Origin of the sequence: Sphingopyxis sp. (genome assembly GCF_016793825.1) — a bacterium.
Taxonomy (GTDB): Bacteria; Pseudomonadota; Alphaproteobacteria; order Sphingomonadales; family Sphingomonadaceae; genus Sphingopyxis.
This window is the reverse complement of the sequence record NZ_JAEULM010000044.1, coordinates 225,948-243,532: the sequence shown is the minus strand read 5'-3', so window position 1 is coordinate 243,532 and position 17,585 is coordinate 225,948. Positions and strand designations below refer to the sequence as shown.

15 protein-coding genes are annotated in these 17,585 nt (G+C 63.4%); 12 read left to right on the top strand and 3 right to left on the bottom strand.

The window, feature by feature from the left end; translation table 11 throughout:
* The first annotated feature begins 6 nt into the window (after positions 1–6).
* Complete coding sequence (locus tag JNM03_RS14080) at positions 7–1,023, top strand: NAD-dependent epimerase/dehydratase family protein (RefSeq protein WP_294037505.1); 1,017 nt, start codon at positions 7–9, stop codon at positions 1,021–1,023.
* A 106-nt stretch (positions 1,024–1,129) separates the two neighbouring features.
* Here JNM03_RS14080 and JNM03_RS14075 read toward each other — a convergent pair whose 3' ends face one another.
* Complete coding sequence (locus JNM03_RS14075; protein ID WP_294037504.1) at positions 1,130–2,539, bottom strand: short-chain fatty acyl-CoA regulator family protein; 1,410 nt, start codon at positions 2,537–2,539, stop codon at positions 1,130–1,132.
* A 121-nt stretch (positions 2,540–2,660) separates the two neighbouring features.
* On the opposite strand from JNM03_RS14075, the gene JNM03_RS14070 reads away from it, so the two are divergent.
* The 9 genes from JNM03_RS14070 to JNM03_RS14030 all read left to right on the top strand — a co-directional run bounded on the left by JNM03_RS14070 (position 2,661) and on the right by JNM03_RS14030 (position 12,911).
* Positions 2,661–4,193, top strand: coding sequence for an acyl-CoA carboxylase subunit beta (locus JNM03_RS14070; RefSeq protein ID WP_294037502.1), 1,533 nt, complete (start codon positions 2,661–2,663; stop codon positions 4,191–4,193).
* Positions 4,194–4,595: 402 nt separating this feature from the next.
* A complete protein-coding gene (mce, locus tag JNM03_RS14065) occupies positions 4,596–5,036 on the top strand; it encodes a methylmalonyl-CoA epimerase (protein ID WP_294037500.1) in 441 nt (146 codons plus the stop codon).
* A 110-nt stretch (positions 5,037–5,146) separates the two neighbouring features.
* Positions 5,147–7,294 carry a methylmalonyl-CoA mutase gene (gene scpA, locus JNM03_RS14060; protein ID WP_294037498.1) on the top strand — a complete coding sequence of 716 codons (2,148 nt, stop codon included), beginning with the start codon at positions 5,147–5,149 and terminating at the stop codon, positions 7,292–7,294.
* A complete protein-coding gene (locus JNM03_RS14055; protein WP_294037496.1) occupies positions 7,291–7,659 on the top strand; it encodes a hypothetical protein in 369 nt (122 codons plus the stop codon). The genes scpA and JNM03_RS14055 overlap by 4 nt, the downstream gene beginning before the upstream one ends.
* Positions 7,656–8,933, top strand: a complete 1,278-nt coding sequence (locus JNM03_RS14050) for an O-acetylhomoserine aminocarboxypropyltransferase (protein WP_294037495.1) — start codon at positions 7,656–7,658, stop codon at positions 8,931–8,933. Before JNM03_RS14055 ends, JNM03_RS14050 begins: the two co-directional genes overlap by 4 nt.
* Positions 8,930–9,928 (top strand): biotin synthase BioB, encoded by a 999-nt coding sequence (bioB, locus tag JNM03_RS14045; RefSeq protein ID WP_294037494.1) that lies wholly within the window; start codon positions 8,930–8,932, stop codon positions 9,926–9,928. The genes JNM03_RS14050 and bioB overlap by 4 nt, the downstream gene beginning before the upstream one ends.
* A gap of 122 nt (positions 9,929–10,050) precedes the next feature.
* Positions 10,051–12,072 (top strand): acetyl/propionyl/methylcrotonyl-CoA carboxylase subunit alpha, encoded by a 2,022-nt coding sequence (locus JNM03_RS14040; RefSeq protein ID WP_294037493.1) that lies wholly within the window; start codon positions 10,051–10,053, stop codon positions 12,070–12,072.
* 4 nt (positions 12,073–12,076) lie between these two features.
* Entirely contained in the window at positions 12,077–12,448 is a 372-nt protein-coding gene (locus tag JNM03_RS14035) for a tRNA-binding protein (RefSeq protein ID WP_294037492.1), read from the top strand.
* A 55-nt stretch (positions 12,449–12,503) separates the two neighbouring features.
* Entirely contained in the window at positions 12,504–12,911 is a 408-nt protein-coding gene (locus JNM03_RS14030; RefSeq protein WP_294037491.1) for an MAPEG family protein, read from the top strand.
* Here JNM03_RS14030 and JNM03_RS14025 read toward each other — a convergent pair.
* Positions 12,908–13,672: a cyclase family protein gene (locus JNM03_RS14025; RefSeq protein WP_294037490.1), complete on the bottom strand. Its 765-nt coding sequence runs from the start codon at positions 13,670–13,672 to the stop codon at positions 12,908–12,910. The two genes, JNM03_RS14030 and JNM03_RS14025, sit on opposite strands and share 4 nt — an antisense overlap.
* A 148-nt stretch (positions 13,673–13,820) precedes the next feature.
* Between JNM03_RS14025 and JNM03_RS14020 the strand changes: the two genes are divergently transcribed.
* Entirely contained in the window at positions 13,821–15,464 is a 1,644-nt protein-coding gene (locus JNM03_RS14020; RefSeq protein ID WP_294037488.1) for an MFS transporter, read from the top strand.
* 40 nt (positions 15,465–15,504) lie between these two features.
* Complete coding sequence (gene alr, locus JNM03_RS14015) at positions 15,505–16,548, top strand: alanine racemase (RefSeq protein ID WP_294037486.1); 1,044 nt, start codon at positions 15,505–15,507, stop codon at positions 16,546–16,548.
* On the opposite strand, the gene JNM03_RS14010 is transcribed toward alr, so the two are convergent.
* Positions 16,545–17,480 (bottom strand): 2OG-Fe(II) oxygenase, encoded by a 936-nt coding sequence (locus JNM03_RS14010; protein ID WP_294037485.1) that lies wholly within the window; start codon positions 17,478–17,480, stop codon positions 16,545–16,547. The genes alr and JNM03_RS14010 overlap by 4 nt on opposite strands.
* Between the last annotated feature and the right edge of the window lie 105 nt (positions 17,481–17,585).

The following is a 17,585-nucleotide window of genomic DNA, read 5'->3' as shown; positions in this document are numbered from 1 at the left end:
GGACGCATGACGGGCACGGTATTGGTCACTGGAGGAAGCGGTTATATCGCCGGCTTCCTGATCCGGCAGCTTATCGAAAATGGATGGACCGTCCACACGACGGTACGCAGCCTGAAGCGCGAGTCCGAGGTTCGCGGTTGGCTCTCCGTGGACGAGGCGAAACTTCGCTTCTTCGCGGCCGATCTGGAACATGACGACGGCTGGGCAGACGCGATGGCGGGGTGCACGCATGTAGCCCATGTCGCATCGCCATTTCCCATGGGGGTTCCCAAACATGCCGACGAATTGATCGTTCCGGCGCGTGAAGGCGCCTTGCGCGCGCTCCGGTTCGCCAAAGCGGCCGGGGTTCGGCGCTTTGTCCTGACATCGTCGATGGCGGCCATCGCCTATGGTCACGGCAAGGGGCGCGATCTCTACAGCGAAGCCGATTGGACGAACCTCGATAATCCCGGAGTGATGCCCTACCCGCGATCGAAAACCGTGGCGGAACGGGCCGCGCGCGATTGGGTCGCGGCCGAGGGCGGCGACATGGAGTTCGCGTCGGTCAATCCCGCTGCGGTGTTCGGTCCGTTGCTGTCGGACGATCTGTCGACCTCGATCGAGCTGGTGAAGCAATTGCTGGAAGGCAAGGTGCCGATGTGTCCCGACATCGGGTTCGGCATCATCGACGTGCGCGACGTTGCCGACCTCCATTATCGGGCGCTGACCGCGCCGGGCATCAAGGACGAGCGCTATGTCTGTTCGGGACCGTTCCTCAAGATGATCGACGTCGCGGGCATCCTCACGGCGAATCTCGGCGATCGGGCAACGAAGGTGCCGACGCGCAAGATGCCTGACTGGTTGCTCAAGCTGTTCGCGATCGTGCGACCCGAACTGAAGCAGCTTGTCGCCGAACTCGGTAATGTTCGCGGCGGCGACAGCAGTCATGCGATGCGGACATTGGGCTGGACGATGCGGCCGCCCGAGGAGGCCATTCTCGCGACGGCGCACAGCCTGATCGAACGCGGGATCGTGAAGCTATAGATTCCCCTCCCATTCATGGGAGGGGTTAGGGGAGGGCATGTTTCGGCGTGCTTCCGAGTAACAGGCCCTCCCCCGACCCCTCCCGCCTGCGGGAGGGGAGAAGAAGCTACCCGATCCGGTACGGGACGACGTCGCGCCGGTCGGGGTCCACCAATATCGGGCGATCGCTGGGCGGGAAGGCGCGCTGGTCGCAATCGTCGCGCGGGCAGATGCGGCAGGATAGCCCGATCCGCGTCGCCGCCTGCGGGGCATCGACGTCCACCGCGTCCGCATAGACAAAATCGGCTGCATATTGCGCCTCGCAGCCAAGCGCGACGGCGTAACGGCGTGGAGATCGGGCATAGCTGCCCGACGGCTTCACCAGCCCCTTCGCCATCGACACATAGCGCAGGCCGTCAGGGGTTTCCGCTAGCTGGAACAGGATGCGGTCGGGGATCGCCGCTGCCTCGTGGACGATCCATAGCGGACATGCGCCACCGAAACGGGCGAATTGCAGCCGCGTCGCCGAGTGTCGTTTGGTGATGTTGCCCGCCATGTCGACGCGGCAGAAGAACATCGGAATGCCCCGCGCGCCGGGGCGCTGGAGGGTCGAGAGGCGGTGACAGGCCTGTTCGAAGCTGACGCCATAGTCCATGCGCAGCCGGTCGATGTCATGCCGCACCGCGCGGGCGCTGGCGCGAAACGGCGCATAGGGCATCAACACCGCGCCCGCGGCATAGTTGGCAAGGCCGACATGCAACAACTGCCTTGCCGCGGCGGTGCGGAGGGGCGACGCCTCGACCACGGCGGCGATCTCGTTTGTCAGCGCTAGGGCCGCGAGCTGGTGCGCCAGTTGGAAACGTCGGCTTTCCGCGGGCTGGGATGGATCGATCACCAGATGCCGCATCGTCGCATCGAAATCGCGTAGAACCTGACTCTGCCGATAGACGATCGAAATACCGAGCGCGTCGCGCAGGCGGCGCTCGATCGTTTCGATTGCCGGCGACGGCTCGCGCCCGCGAAGCTGCCCGGCCAGCGCTTCCGCAGCGCGATCGATGCTGTCGACATAATTGCCCGCGTCATGGAACCAGTCGCGCACCTCCTCCCACGGCAGGCGGCTGCCCTCGGCGGTGCCGCCGGTCAGGGCTTCGTCGATGATCTGCAATCGCTGGCCAGCGCGGCGATAGGCGGCGTGGAGCGCGACGAACTGGTCGGCGAGCTGCGGCTGTTGCAATGCCGCCCGTTCGAGCTGGTCGGGGGGCAGGGGGGATGCGGCGAACAGGGGGTCGGCAGCGGCCTCGCGGAGCGCGCCGGCGCGGCGGTCGCCAGCTTCGGCGGCAACCTCCTCCCATTCGAGGGGAAAGAGCTTTTGGAGCCGGTCGAGCAGGGCCGGTGTCAGCGGACGGTCGTCATGCTCGATCTGGCTGAGATAGGAGGCGGAAATGCCGAGTTGACTGGCAAAGTCTGACTGTCCCGTGCCCCGTTCGGTGCGAAGCTGGCGCAGTCGTGTACCGGCAAAGATGCGCTGGCGGGACATCCCGTCTCTCCTCCCGCGCAGGATAGTTTGCAAAATTGGACTTTGCAACTTTGCAAATTCGCATTTGCATAAGCTCGTGGACGAGGGCAGACGGCAAATCCGACATAGAGTGGAGAGACGCATGTCCGCTAATATCGCCGAAATGGAACGTCGCCGGGCTGCTGCCGCGCTGGGCGGCGGGCAAAAGCGCATCGATGCGCAGCACAGCAAGGGCAAGTTGACCGCGCGCGAGCGGCTGGACGTCCTGCTCGACGAAGGATCGTTCGAAGAGCTGGATACCTATGTCGAACATAATTGCACTGATTTCGGGATGCAGGACCAGATCGTTCCCGGCGACGGCGTCGTGACCGGCAGTGGCACGATCAACGGGCGCCTCGTCTACGTGTTCAGCCAGGATTTCACCGTCTTCGGTGGCTCGCTGTCGGAGCGGCACGCCGAAAAGATCATGAAGGTGATGGACAATGCGCTGAAGGTCGGCGCGCCCGTCATCGGCCTCAACGACAGCGGCGGCGCGCGCATTCAGGAGGGCGTCGCCTCGCTCGGCGGTTATGCCGAGGTGTTTCAGCGCAACGTGCTGGCTTCGGGCGTCGTGCCGCAGATTTCGCTGATCATGGGGCCGTGCGCGGGCGGCGCGGTGTACTCGCCCGCGATGACCGACTTTATCTTCATGGTGAAGGACAGCAGCTATATGTTCGTCACCGGGCCCGACGTCGTGAAGACCGTGACCAACGAAGTGGTGACGCAGGAAGAACTGGGCGGCGCGATTACGCACACGACGAAAAGCTCGGTCGCCGATATCGCATTCGAGAATGATATCGAGGCATTGCTCGCGACGCGCGATTTCTTCGATTACCTGCCCGAGAACAGCCGCAGCGGCGTTCCGGTGCGTCCGACCAGCGATCCGTTCGATCGCGCGGAACCCAGCCTCGACACGCTGATTCCGCCGAATGCTAACCAGCCGTACGACATGCACGAGCTGATCCGGAAAACCGTCGACGAAGGCGATTTCTTCGAGGTGCAGCCGGCTCATGCGGGGAATATCATCTGCGGCTTCGGGCGCATCGAAGGGCGCACGATCGGCATCGTCGCGAACCAGCCGCTGGTGCTGGCGGGCGTGCTCGACATCAATTCGTCGAAGAAGGCGGCACGTTTCGTCCGCTTCTGCGATGCGTTCGAGATTCCGATCATCACCTTCGTCGATGTTCCGGGTTTCCTGCCCGGCACGGCGCAGGAATATAACGGCATCATCAAACATGGCGCGAAGCTGCTTTTCGCTTACGCCGAAGCGACGGTGCCCAAGATCACGGTGATCACGCGCAAGGCCTATGGCGGCGCCTATGACGTGATGGCGTCAAAGCATCTGCGCGGCGATCTGAACTATGCCTGGCCGACCGCCGAGATCGCGGTGATGGGCGCCAAGGGCGCGGTCGAGATCATCTTCCGCAGCGATATCGGTGACCCTGAAAAGATCGCCGAGCGCACGAAGGAATATGAGGATCGCTTCGCCAACCCGTTCGTCGCGGCGTCGCGCGGTTACATCGACGAGGTCATCCACCCGCGCAACACGCGGAAAAGGATCGCCGTGGGCCTCAGGAAGCTGAGGAACAAGCAGTTGGAGAACCCGTGGAAGAAGCATGACAATATTCCGCTTTAAAATCATTTCTGTATTTCTCATGCTGTTCCTATTGTCAGGCTGCTGGGAAGCAGCGAACAGCTTGGTTCCGCTCAATGATGTTGCTCGGATTATTTATTCAGAATTTCCGCAGCATGAAAAATTTTATCGACTTAATCGATTGCTTTCAGACTCGAGTGCTTCCGATGGCGCGATGATAGGGCAATTCGAGGTTGCCGGCTTCACGGAGGAAACGAGCGATCTTGCGAATTGTCGAACGCTTATATTTCGCTCCGAGTTTCAGCGCGGGACGCTCCCAAACGTGGTGGCTAGGTTTTGCGGTCGGGAAGGCAGGTGGGTCCAGAATGGAGATCCTCCGGTGGTGTATTAGGGGTTGGATTGCTTTTCGATAATCACGCTCATCTGATTTGGAGTATCAAGCTAATGGCACTAGGCCGCCTCAACCATATCGGCGTCGCGACGCCGTCGATTGCCGACAGCATCGTCTTTTACCGCGACGTCATGGGTGCGACGAAGATCCATGAGCCGTTCGACCTGCCCGAGCAGGGGGTGAAGGTGTGCTTTGTCGATACGCCGGGCGCCGACGGCGCGCTGAACGGCACACAGATCGAACTGGTCGAGCCGCTGCCGGGCAACACCTCGATCGCGGGCTTCCTCGAGAAGAACCCGGCGGGCGGGCAGCACCATATGTGCTACGAAGTTCCCGATATCCACGCCGCCAAGGCGGAGTTCGAGAGCATGGGGAAGCGCGTCCTGGGCGAACCCCGGATCGGGGCGCATGGGACGCTGATTTTCTTCGTCCATCCGCGCGACATGGGCGGAATACTGACCGAGATTATGGAGACGCCGAAGGGCGACCACTGACCTTCATCGCATCGTCATCCCGGACTTGATCCGGGGGCCCGCTAATCGACGTCGCAAAGCGGGATGCCGGATCAGGTCCGGCATGACGGAAAGAGAGAACGAGACTGCAAATGACCGACAAACCCACCCTCGACCAATGGGCCGCCGCCGCCGAGAAGGAAGTGAAGGGCAAGGACCTGACCTGGGCGACGCCCGAGGGGATCGACGTCAAGCCGCTCTACACGGCCGACGACGTGACCGCCGATCCCGGCCTGCCCGGCTTCGCGCCCTTCACGCGCGGGGTGCGCGCGTCGATGTATGCGGGGCGGCCGTGGACGATCCGGCAATATGCGGGATTTTCGACCGCCGAGGAATCGAACGCCTTCTATCGCCGCAATCTCGCGGCGGGGCAGAAGGGGCTGTCGGTTGCCTTCGACCTTGCGACACACCGTGGCTATGACAGCGACCATCCGCGCGTCGTCGGCGACGTCGGCAAGGCGGGGGTCGCGATCGACAGCGTCGAGGATATGAAGATCCTGTTCGACGGCATCCCGCTCGACCAGATGTCGGTCAGCATGACGATGAACGGCGCGGTGATCCCGATCCTCGCCTTCTTCATTGTCGCGGGCGAGGAGCAGGGGGTCGAGCGTAAATTGCTCGACGGGACCATCCAGAACGACATCCTGAAGGAGTTCATGGTCCGCAACACCTATATCTACCCGCCCGAGCCCTCGATGCGGATCATCTCCGACATCTTCGGCTATACGTCGCGCGAGATGCCGAAGTTCAACAGCATCTCCATCTCCGGCTATCATATGCAGGAAGCCGGCGCGACGCAGGTGCAGGAACTGGCCTTCACCATCGCCGATGGCGCCGAATATGTGCGCTATGGCGTCGCATCGGGCCTCGACATCGACAAGTTCGCGGGGCGCCTGTCCTTCTTCTTCGCGATCGGCATGAACTTCTTCATGGAGATCGCGAAGCTGCGCGCCGCGCGTGTGCTGTGGCACCGCGTGATGACCAATCTCGGCGCGAAGGACGAGCGTAGCAAGATGCTGCGCACCCACTGCCAGACGTCGGGCGTCTCGCTCACCGAGCAGGACCCGTACAACAACGTCATGCGCACGACGATCGAAGCGATGGCGGCGATGCTCGGCGGCACCCAGTCGCTGCACACCAATGCGCTCGACGAGGCGATCGCGCTGCCGACCGATTTCTCGGCGCGTATCGCGCGCAACACCCAGATCGTCATCCAGGAAGAGACGGGGATGACCAAGGTCGTCGATCCACTTGGCGGTTCCTATTATGTCGAGGCGCTGACCCAGCAATTGGTCGATCAGGCGTGGGAGATCATCGAGCGCGTCGAGAAGGAAGGCGGCATGGCCAAGGCCGTCGCGGCGGGCTGGCCCAAGGCGATGATCGAGACGGCGGCCGCGGCGCGCCAGGCGCGCGTCGATCGCGGCGACGACGTGATCGTCGGCGTGAACAAATATCGCCTCGCCAACGAGGATCTGCTCGAAACGCTGGAGGTCGACAACACCAAGGTGCGCGAAGCGCAGATCGCGCGCATCAACAAGACTAAGGCAAACCGGGATGAAGCGGCTTGCCAGGCGGCGCTGACGGCGCTTCGGGATGCCGCCGCGGGTGAGCAATCGATCGAGAATAACCTCCTCGCCCACGCGGTCGAGGCAGCGCGCGCGCGCGCGACGCTGGGCGAGATCAGCCTGGCGATGGAAGAGAGCTTCGATCGTTACGGCACGCAGCCAACCCCGGTGAAGGGGGTCTATGCCGCGCCCTATGCGGGCGATCCGCGTTGGCAGCAGGTGCTCGACGGCGTGCAGGCGGTCGAGCGCCGCATGGGTCGCAAACCCAAGCTGCTCGTCGCGAAGATGGGACAGGACGGCCACGATCGCGGCGCCAACGTCATCGCCTCGGCGTTCGGCGACATGGGCTTCGACGTCGTGTCGGGCCCGCTGTTCCAGACGCCCGAGGAAACCGTCGTGCTGGCGCTCGACAGCGCCGTCGACGTCGTCGGAGCGTCAAGCCTCGCCGCAGGGCACAAGACGCTGATCCCCGAACTGATCGCGAAGCTCCGCGAAGCGGGCCGCACCGATATCAAGGTCATCGCGGGCGGCGTCATCCCGCCGCAGGACTATGATTATCTTCGCGACGCGGGGGTGCAGGGCATCTATGGCCCCGGCTCGAACGTGGTTGAATGCGCCGCCGACGTGCTGCGCCTGCTCGGCCATAATATGCCGCCGCTGGAGGATGCCGCATGAGCGATGATATCGACGAAGCCAAGGTTGCGGTCGTGCCTGCCATTCACGATGGCGCCGCCTATCTCTATGATTATTTCAAGCATCTGACCTCCTTGTCGATCCTGACACTGGGCGGCGTGCTCGCGATATCGCAGCGCGAAGGCGCGGCGCCGGCGGCGGCGAAGATGTATGCGGTCGTGGGGCTCGTTGCGCTTGCGGCCATATTCGCCTTTTCGGGAACGGGCGCCATCGTGCGCCAGCAGAGCACCGGCAAAGTGCCCGGCAAATGGTTCAATCCGAATTTTTATCGCATCGTGGCGCCCGCGGCGCTGTCGCTGGGGGTCGGGATGTTCCTGGCGCTGTATCTGGAGGGACTTGGCCAATGACGCAGAAACCCGAAACGCTGACCGTTCACGCCGGCACCGAGCCCGATCCGACGACGAAGGCACGCATCACGCCGATCTATCAGACCTCGTCCTATGTCTTCGACAGCGTCGAACATGCCTCGCGCCTGTTCAACCTGCAGGAATTCGGGAATATCTATACCCGGATCATGAACCCCACCAACGGCGCGCTCGAAGGAAAGATCGCGGCGCTGGAGGGTGGGCAGGCCGCGCTGGCGGTGGCGTCGGGCCATGCCGCGCAATTTCTGGCGTTCCACACGCTGATGGAGCCGGGGTGCGAGATTGTCGCGGCGCGCAAGCTCTACGGCGGGTCGCAGAACCAGCTTGGGCAGAGCTTTCGCAAGATGGGCTGGACGACCCGCTTCGTCGATGCCGACGATCCGGCCAACGTCGCGGCGGCGATCAATGAACATACGCGCGCGGTGTTCATCGAAAGCCTCGCGAACCCCGGCGGCGTCGTGCAGGATATCGAGGCGATCGCAAAGGTCGCGCACGATGCGGGCGTCCCGCTGATCGTCGACAACACGATGGCGACCCCGATGCTGTGCCGCCCGATCGAACATGGCGCCGATATCGTCGTCCATTCGACGACCAAGTTCCTCAACGGCCACGGCAATGCGATCGGCGGGGTGATCGTCGACGCGGGATCGTTCGACTGGGCAAAGGGTGGCAAATATCCGACGCTCAGCGAACCCAACGCCTCCTATCACGGGCTGGTCTTTAGCGAGGCGTTCGGCAACCTTGCCTTCATCCTCGCCGCGCGGACGCTGGGCCTGCGCGATCTGGGGCCTGCGCTCGCGCCGATGAACGCCTTCCTTGCGCTGACCGGCATGGAAACGCTGGCGCTGCGGATGGACCGGCATTGCAGCAACGCGATTCAGCTCGCCAAGTGGCTGCAAGGGCATCCGGCGGTGAGCTGGGTCTCTTATGCGGGTCTCCGCGACAGCCCTTATCATGAGTTGGCGCACAAATATCTTGGCGGGCGCGGCGGGTCGGTATTCACGTTCGGCCTCAAGGGCGGATACGACGCGGGCGTCAGGCTGGTGTCGTCGGTCAAGCTGTTCAGTCATCTTGCCAACCTCGGCGATACGCGCTCGCTGATCATCCACCCGGCCTCGACGACCCACAGTCAATTGTCGGAAGCCGACCTGATCGAAACCGGCGCGGGCCCCGACGTGGTCCGCGTGTCGGTCGGCATCGAACATATCGACGACATCATCGCCGACCTGGCGCAGGCATTGGAGAGCATCGCATGATCGAGACCCGCAACGACTGGTCGCGCGAGGAGATCGCGGAGCTGTTCGACCTTCCGTTCGACGAATTGATGTGGGAGGCGCAGGGCGTCCATCGTCGCAACCACGCGCGCGGCGAGGTGCAGCTTTGTACCTTGCTCAGCATCAAGACCGGCGGCTGCGTCGAGGATTGCGGCTATTGCTCGCAGTCGAAGAGCGCCGACAGCGGCCTCAAGGCGACCAAGTTGATGGATGTGCGCGCGGTGCTGCAGGCAGCGGCTGAGGCCAAGGATTCGGGCTCGAAGCGTTTCTGCATGGGCGCCGCCTGGCGCAATCCCAAGGACCGCGACATGCCGGCGATCGTCGAGATGGTCGAGGGCGTGCGCCAGATGGGCATGGAAACCTGCATGACGCTGGGGATGCTCACCAAGGAACAGGCACAGACGCTCGCCGTCGCGGGGCTCGATTATTACAACCACAATATCGACACGAGCCCGGAGAATTACGAGAATATCATCTCGACGCGGACGTTTCAGGACCGCCTCGACACGCTCGAGGAAGTCCGCAATGCCGGGATCAACGTCTGCTCGGGCGGCATCGTCGGGCTCGGCGAGACGCGGCAGGATCGCGTCGGTTTCATCCACGCGCTCGCGACGCTTCCCGAACATCCGGGAAGCGTGCCGATCAATGCGCTGGTGCCGGTGAAGGGGACGGTGCTCGGCGACATGCTCGCCGACACGCCGCTCGCGAAGATCGACGATATCGAATTCGTCCGCACCATCGCGGTCGCGCGCATCACCATGCCGAAGTCGATGGTCCGCCTGTCGGCAGGGCGCGAGAGCATGTCGGAGGCGACGCAGGCACTCTGCTTCATGGCGGGCGCGAACAGCATCTTCACCGGCGACAAGCTGCTGACCACGGGCAACCGCGGCGACAATGCCGATGCGGCCCTGTTCGCGAAGCTGGGGATTGTCCCGATGGTGAGCGAAGAGCCGATGCGGATGGAGGCGGCGGAATAGAGTTCCCCTCCCGCGTGCGGGAGGGGTTAGGGGAGGGCCTGTTCCCTCTGAAGCCATATCGAATTTCGCAAACGGGACAGGCCCTCCCCCGGCCCCTCCCGCAAGCGGGAGGGGAGTAAAGAGTGTTCAAGAAAATCCTGATCGCCAATCGCGGCGAAATCGCCTGCCGCGTCATCAAGACCGCACGCCGCATGGGCATCGCGACCGTCGCCGTCTATTCGGACGCCGACGCGCGCGCGCCTTTCGTGCGAATGGCCGACGAGGCGGAGCATATCGGGCCGTCGCCCGCATCCGAATCCTATCTGATCGCCGACAAGATCATCGCGGCGTGCAAGGCGACCGGCGCCGAGGCGGTGCATCCGGGCTATGGCTTCCTGTCCGAGCGCACCAGCTTTGCCGAGGCGCTCGCTAAGGAAAACATCGCCTTCATCGGCCCGCCGGTGAACGCGATCGCTGCGATGGGCGACAAGATCGAGTCGAAGAAGCTCGCGAAGGAAGCGGGCGTCAATGTCGTTCCCGGCTTTGTCGGTGAAATTCGCGACACCGAGCATGCCGTCGAGATTTCGAACGAGATCGGCTATCCGGTGATGATGAAGGCCAGCGCCGGCGGCGGCGGCAAGGGGATGCGCCTCGCCTATGACGAGAAGGACGTCCGCGAAGGATTCGAGAGCGTCAAGCGCGAGGGGCTGAACAGCTTCGGCGACGACCGCGTCTTCATCGAGAAGTTCATCCTCAACCCGCGCCATATCGAGATTCAGATCCTCGGCGACCAGCACGGCAACATCCTCTATCTGAACGAGCGCGAATGCTCGATCCAGCGCCGCCACCAGAAGGTCGTCGAGGAAGCGCCGTCGCCCTTCGTCACCGAGAAGATGCGCAAGGCAATGGGCGAGCAGTGCGTCGCGCTGTCGAAGGCGGTCGGCTATTACAGCGCGGGCACGGTCGAACTGATCGTCTCGGGCGCCGACCCGACGGGGGAGAGCTTCTACTTCCTCGAAATGAACACCCGGCTGCAGGTCGAACATCCCGTCACCGAAGCGATCACCGGCATCGACCTGGTCGAACAGATGATCCGCGTCGCCGCGGGCGAAAAGCTCGAACTGACGCAGGAGGATGTGAAGATCGACGGCTGGGCGATCGAGAATCGCGTCTATGCCGAAGATCCTTATCGTGGCTTCCTGCCGTCGACCGGGCGGCTCGTGCGCTACAAGCCGCCGGTGCCGGGCTGGACCGACGACGGCGCCGAGAACGGCCGCCGCGGGGTCGACGGCGTGCGCGTCGACGACGGCGTCTATGACGGCGGCGAGGTGTCGATCTTCTACGACCCGATGATCGCCAAGCTGATCACCTGGGGCAAGACGCGCGACGAGGCGGCCGACCTGCAGGTCGCGGCGCTCGACCGCTTCGAACTCGAAGGGCTCGGTCACAATATCGATTTCGTCTCGGCGATCATGCAGCACCCGCGCTTCCGCTCGGGCGAGCTGACGACGGGCTTCATCGCCGAGGAATATCCCGAAGGCTTCCACGGCGCGCCGACCGACGACGCGGTGACGCGCGCGCTCGCCGCGATCGCGGGTTTCATGGCGAGCGCCGAGGCCGACCGCGCGCGGCGCACCGACGGCCAGCTCGGCGACCGGCTCGACCCGCCTGCGAAATGGCAGGTGACGATCGGCGGCGCGAGCCACAAGGTGAAGCTCGGTCCCAAGCATATCAAGGTCGACGGCGAGAAGGTCGACATCGCGCTTGAATATACGCCGGGCGACCGGCTGGTGGTTGCGGAGATCGACGGCAGCGAACTGGCGGTGAAGGTCGCCAGGACGCGCACCGGCTGGCGCCTGACGACGCGCGGGGCCATCCAAGAGGTGCGCGTGCTGCCGTGGCACGTCGCACCGCTCGCTGCGCATATGATCGAGAAGGTGCCGCCGGACCTGTCGAAATTCCTCATCTGCCCGATGCCGGGGCTTCTAGTCGCGCTGCATGTTGGCGCAGGTGACAAGGTCGAGGCTGGTCAGCCGCTCGCGACGGTCGAGGCGATGAAGATGGAAAATATTCTGCGCGCCGAAAAGACGGGTGTCGTGAAAAGCGTCAACGCCGCGCAGGGCGACAGCCTGGCGGTGGATGCGGTGATCCTTGAAATGGAGTGACATCTTGCACGTCAATCACGATCAGGATGCACCGGCGGCAGAGGCCATCACGTTCGACGATTTCCTCCGCGTGGATATCCGCGTCGGCACGATCGTCGAGGCCGAGCCTTTTCCCGAGGCGCGCAAGCCCGCGTTCAAGCTGAAGATCGACTTCGGCCCCGCGATCGGTGTAAAAAAGAGCAGTGCGCAGATCGTCGACCGCTATGCGATCGAGGAATTGCCGGGGCGTCAGGTCGCGGCGGTCGTCAACTTCCCGCCGCGCCAGATCGGCAAGTTCCTGTCGGAGGTGCTGACGCTGGGGTTTGCCGATGAGGAGGGGGCGGTGATCCTCTTCGCGCCCGATCGCGCGGTCCCGAACGGCTCGCGCCTCTTCTGACCTTTCGCCCGCGCATGTTGCCGGTTAGGCTGCGTGCGGGAAGAGGAGAGGGATCATGACTTTACCGGTAACTGCCTTCGTCGCAGCCGTCTGCGCACTGCTGCTGCTCGCCACCGCGATCGATACCGTGCGTCAGCGCCTGCGGCTGAAAGCGGCATTCGGCGACCATGGCGACGCCAAGCTGATCAGCGCCAGCCGCGCGCACGGCAATCTTGCCGAATATGCTCCGATCGTCATCATCCTGCTCGGGCTGCTGGAAACCGTGCGCGCCAATCACATGGCGTTGATGGCGATCGGTGCGATTTTCCTGGTCGGCCGTGTTGGACACATCGTGGGGCTCTACACGCCGTCGGAGCCGGGTAAAGCGCCACTGGGACGACAGATCGGGGTCGTCGCGACCTTTGGCACGCTCCTCGCGCTCAGCCTGTGGACGCTGTGGATGCTTGCGACGCTGAATCTCTAATCGATCAGCGCCACCGCGCGGATCCATCCCGCGCTGGCGCGTTCGATTTTCACAGGAAAGCAACTGAGCGTCCAGCCGGTCGCGGGCAGGGCGGCGAGATTGGTCAGTTTCTCGATCTGGTAATAAGGTTTGATGCGCCCCGCCTTATGGCCTTCCCAAATGATCGACGGATCGCGCGTTTCGGCCCAGCGCCTTGCGGTGTGGCTGAACGGCGCGTCCCAGCTCCAGGCGTCGGTGCCGACGACCTTCACGCCCCGCTCGGTCAGATAGAGCGTCGCCTCGGCGCCCATGCCGCAACCCTGATCGGTGAAATTCTCGGTGCCATAGATTGCACCCGACTGGACGAGGACGATGTCGAGCGGCCGAAGCTCGTGCCCGATCCGCGCCAGCTCGGCCTCGACCTCGGCGCCGATCACGACATGGCCCGCGGGTCGATCCGAAAAATCGAGCTTCACGCCGGGGCGGAAGAAGAGATCGAGTGGCGCTTCGTCGATGCTCGGCGCGGCGGTGGCGCCTTCGTTGGTCGTCGAATGAAAGTGCCACGGCGCGTCCATATGCGTGCCGTTGTGCGTGGACAGCGTCAGGCTTTCGACGGCCCAACCTTCGCCGTCGGGAAGATCGTCGCGGGTCAGCCCGGGAAAGAACATCGCGATCTGTTCCCACGTATTTTCGTGGGTCATATAGGTGATCTGCGGGCGCATCACCGGCGGGTCGGACACGACGTCATTGGTGATCGGGATCGAAAGGTCGATGAACTGCATGGCGGACAGTCTGCCACCGGAATGGCGCCACGCCAAGAAGGCTTGCGCGACGACATGGGAAAGCTACACCGGCTCCAATCTGTTCACGGTTCGAGGCTGGCTCCGCGTGGATGAAAAAGGGGAGGCCGGGCAGGCCAAGGGAGAGACTATGACCGACGCAGCCGCCGTCGCGGGCCATGACGGCACTTATCAACCGTCCGCGAAGGATATCCGCATGGTCATCGCCGCCTCGTCGGCGGGGACGATCTTCGAATGGTATGATTTCTTCATCTACGGCACGCTCGCGGCAATCATCGGCAAGACGTTTTTTCCCAGTGACAATGCGACCCTGGAAATATTGCTCGTCTGGGCGGGGTTCGCGGTCGGTTTCGGGTTTCGGCCGCTCGGCGCGGTGCTGTTCGGTTTCCTCGGCGACCGCCTTGGGCGCAAATATACCTTCCTCGTTACGGTGACCCTGATGGGAATCGCGACCGCAGGGGTCGGCATGATTCCCTCGGCTGCGACGATTGGCATCGCGGCACCGATCATCGTGCTGTTGCTCCGCATTCTGCAGGGGCTGGCGCTCGGCGGCGAATATGGTGGCGCGGCGGTTTACGTCGCCGAACATTCGCCGCCCGAAAAGCGTGGCTTCTATACGAGCTTTATCCAGGCGAGCGTCGTCGGGGGCTTCGTGCTCAGCCTGATTGTCGTGCTGGGCTGCAAGGCGGTGATGCCGGATGCGTTATGGGAAAGTTGGGGGTGGCGCGTGCCCTTCCTGCTTTCGCTCATCCTGCTCGCAATCTCGCTGTGGATGCGCCTCAAGCTTTCCGAAAGTCCGGTGTTCAAGGCGATGAAGGCGGAGGGTGAGATTGCCCGGAACCCGCTGAAGGAAAGCTTCACCTATCCGGGTAATCCGAAACGCATCTTCATCGCGCTGTTCGGTATTGCCGCCGGACTGACGGTCATCTGGTACACGGCGATGTTTTCGGGGCTGGCATTCCTCAAGGGGCCGATGAAGGTCGACGATACGGCGGCGGAGATCATCGTCGGCATTGCGGCGGCACTCGGCATGGGTTTCTTTATATGGGCTGGTCGGTTGTCCGACCGGATCGGCCGCAAAAGGCCGATCGTCTGGGGCTATGCCGCGACGCTCGTCTTGCTCTTCCCGCTGTTCTGGCTGATGGGCAGCGTCGGAAATCCGGGACTGGAAGCCGCCGCGGACAAGGCGCCCATCGTGGTGCGCGGGTCGCAGTGCAGCTATGATCCGTTCGCGCAGAAGCAGGTCACGGCGTGCGCGAAGACGTTGGGCGAGCTTACCAAATTGGGCGTTCCCTATGCGGTGGTATCCAGCGACAGCGGTTTTGATAGCGTTCAGGTGACAATTGGCGACCGCGAGGTGGCGGGCGAGGATCCCGCCGTCTTGAAGCCCGCGCTCGAAGCGATGGGATACAGTTTTGAAAAGCAGGTTCCGGGCGCGTTTGGAATCGTCGTGATCCTCGCCGCGCTGCTCGGTCTCAGTGCGCTGTCCGGTTTCACCTACGGTCCCGTTGCCGCCCTACTATCCGAAATGTTCCCACCCCACGTCCGCTATTCGTCGCTGTCAATTCCCTATCATCTCGGAACCGGATATTTCGGCGGGTTTCTGCCGCTGATCGCGAGCTACATCATTGCCAAGACCGGCAATGCCTATGCCGGGCTTTGGTACACATGGGGCGTCGTCCTTGTCGCGTTCCTCGTCTCGGCCTTCATGTTGAAAGACCCCGTCGAAGGGCAATGGGACAAGCCGACGTCCTCGGCGGGCGAGGCGGTCTGACCTCATTGGCGCTGCCGGGAAAGCGGTCTAGGGGCGGAGCATGATCGACATCGCTTCGCCGCACCGCCTTCGCATCGATTCCGCCGCGCTGGTATCCAACTGGCGCTGGCTTGCGGAGCAGAGCGGGGCGGCGTGCGGCGCGGCGATCAAGGCCGATGGCTACGGCCTCGGCGCGCGGGGCGTGATGAAGCATCTTGTCGCCGCCGGCTGCCGCGATTTCTTCGTCTCGACCTGGGTCGAGGCTGCGGCACTGATGCCGCTGGCGGGCGACGTATCGCTCTCGGTCCTGCACGGCGTTGGCGACAGCGACATGGTCGCGGCGAAGACGCTTCCCGTGCGTCCGGTCCTCAACAGTCTCGATCAGGTCGCACGCTGGCGCGCGGGCGGCGAGGGTCGGGCGTGCGATATCATGATCGATACCGGCATGAACCGGTTGGGGCTTCGTATCGAGGAGGCCATGGGCGGCGCGCTCGACGGGCTCAGGATCGACACGCTGCTCAGCCATCTGGCGTCGGCCGATGAGGACAGCGCGCAAAATGCGCGGCAGCTCGCGGCGTTCCGCACGGTGCGCGACAGGATTCCGGCGCGGCGATACAGTCTCGCCAATAGCGCCGGGATTTGCCTTGGCGCCGATTACGGCTTTGATCTGACGCGACCCGGCATCGCGCTTTACGGAGGCATACCGCGCGCCGAGGCGCGCGGGGCGATCCGACAGGTGGCCTTTCCCGAAGCGCGGGTGCTGCAGGTGCGAAGCGTCCCCGCGGGCGAGACCGTGGGGTATGGCGCGATCTGGACCGCATCGTGCGACACGCGCGTCGCGATCGCGAACCTGGGCTATGCCGACGGGTATCTGCGCTGTCATGCCGGATCGGGCGGCGCGTTCTGGCAGGCGCGCTCGTTGCCGCTGATCGGCCGCGTATCGATGGATCTCGTCGCCTTCGACGCGAACGAGGCCGAGGGACTGGTCGAGGGCGACTGGATAGCGATCGACTATGATTTGCCCGAGGCAGCAGCGCGAAGCGGCCTGTCGCAATATGAATTGCTGACCGGGCTGGGCGCGAGATTCGAGCGCTGCTGGGTTTAGCCAGAATTCCATGGATCATAGTGTCGCTGACGAATCCAGCGGGTTGCGATCCATTTAGAACCCTGCGCAATTGGCAGGCCGGCGTGGCGGGCGAGCGGGTCCGGCGATCCATCTTCTCGAAGATTGGTGAACAAAAGCGCCATTCCGGCCTCTGGCCGCACGCGCAAGCCAATCGCCGGAAACTCCGTTTCGCCGCCAGGGAAACCCTCGTTCAGATAGAGAATCACGGTATGTGACCGTTGATTGCTTGCGTCCGGAAGCGCGTCGGAATGCAATTTATATTCCTGTCCGGGATTGTAGCGGAGAACGGCCAGTGGTTCGCCGTTATCGACAGGCGTCTTGCTTAGCGCCGCTATGCGGGCGTTGATCGCTCTGACGACCAAATCTTCCTGGGCCGGACCGATCACCATGCCGTCGGAGGTGCGGATCGGATGTGGTCGGGATTTGCCGGTGGATGGATCAATTATCACGGACGGAACCAGGCTTGGGGCGGAAACGCTGGCAAGATGATGACATTCGTCGCGCGTGACGAATTGAGGGATTACTTCGACATGAGGCGCATCGCGTAATTGACGGGCTGTGGGAAGGGCAAGCGGTCTCCCCTCGGCGTCGATGTTCATTGCTTCGATCAAATCGCGCTGGTGCGCGGCGATGGGGTCATTCTGCGCCGCGACATCGAGCAAGCTGCGCGCCGATCCCCAGTTGGCGGAGCCTCCGCTTCCGTTGGCAGTCAACGCGATCTCCATCAGCGCGGCGTCGACGTGACCGATCTGTACCGCCTGTCGGAGCAGCATCCGCGCTCCCGGAAGATCCCGTTCGAGCGGCTGTCCGACCAATCGCCAAACGGCGAGTTGCATGAGAGCAGATGCATCGCCTTGCTGAGCGGCGTGCTCCGTCAACTGGATCGCTTGTTCAATGTGCTTGGGTCGCATCGGCGTCCCTGGTTTCGCTTCTTGGGGGGGGCAACGAGGACATGCATAATGTATCGCATAAAAAAAGGGCTGGCGAAATCGCCAGCCCTTAAAAGTCACTATTCT

Coding starts and splice junctions, on each gene's coding strand:
- bioB (WP_294037494.1), top strand. CDS start 8,930: ATGATCGAGACCCGCAACGACTGGTCGCGCGAGGAGATCGCGGAGCTG.
- JNM03_RS14010 (WP_294037485.1), bottom strand. CDS start 17,480: ATGCGACCCAAGCACATTGAACAAGCGATCCAGTTGACGGAGCACGCC.
- JNM03_RS14020 (WP_294037488.1), top strand. CDS start 13,821: ATGACCGACGCAGCCGCCGTCGCGGGCCATGACGGCACTTATCAACCG.
- mce (WP_294037500.1), top strand. CDS start 4,596: ATGGCACTAGGCCGCCTCAACCATATCGGCGTCGCGACGCCGTCGATT.
- JNM03_RS14075 (WP_294037504.1), bottom strand. CDS start 2,539: ATGTCCCGCCAGCGCATCTTTGCCGGTACACGACTGCGCCAGCTTCGC.
- scpA (WP_294037498.1), top strand. CDS start 5,147: ATGACCGACAAACCCACCCTCGACCAATGGGCCGCCGCCGCCGAGAAG.
- JNM03_RS14030 (WP_294037491.1), top strand. CDS start 12,504: ATGACTTTACCGGTAACTGCCTTCGTCGCAGCCGTCTGCGCACTGCTG.
- JNM03_RS14080 (WP_294037505.1), top strand. CDS start 7: ATGACGGGCACGGTATTGGTCACTGGAGGAAGCGGTTATATCGCCGGC.
- JNM03_RS14025 (WP_294037490.1), bottom strand. CDS start 13,672: ATGCAGTTCATCGACCTTTCGATCCCGATCACCAATGACGTCGTGTCC.
- JNM03_RS14055 (WP_294037496.1), top strand. CDS start 7,291: ATGAGCGATGATATCGACGAAGCCAAGGTTGCGGTCGTGCCTGCCATT.
- alr (WP_294037486.1), top strand. CDS start 15,505: ATGATCGACATCGCTTCGCCGCACCGCCTTCGCATCGATTCCGCCGCG.
- JNM03_RS14070 (WP_294037502.1), top strand. CDS start 2,661: ATGTCCGCTAATATCGCCGAAATGGAACGTCGCCGGGCTGCTGCCGCG.
- JNM03_RS14050 (WP_294037495.1), top strand. CDS start 7,656: ATGACGCAGAAACCCGAAACGCTGACCGTTCACGCCGGCACCGAGCCC.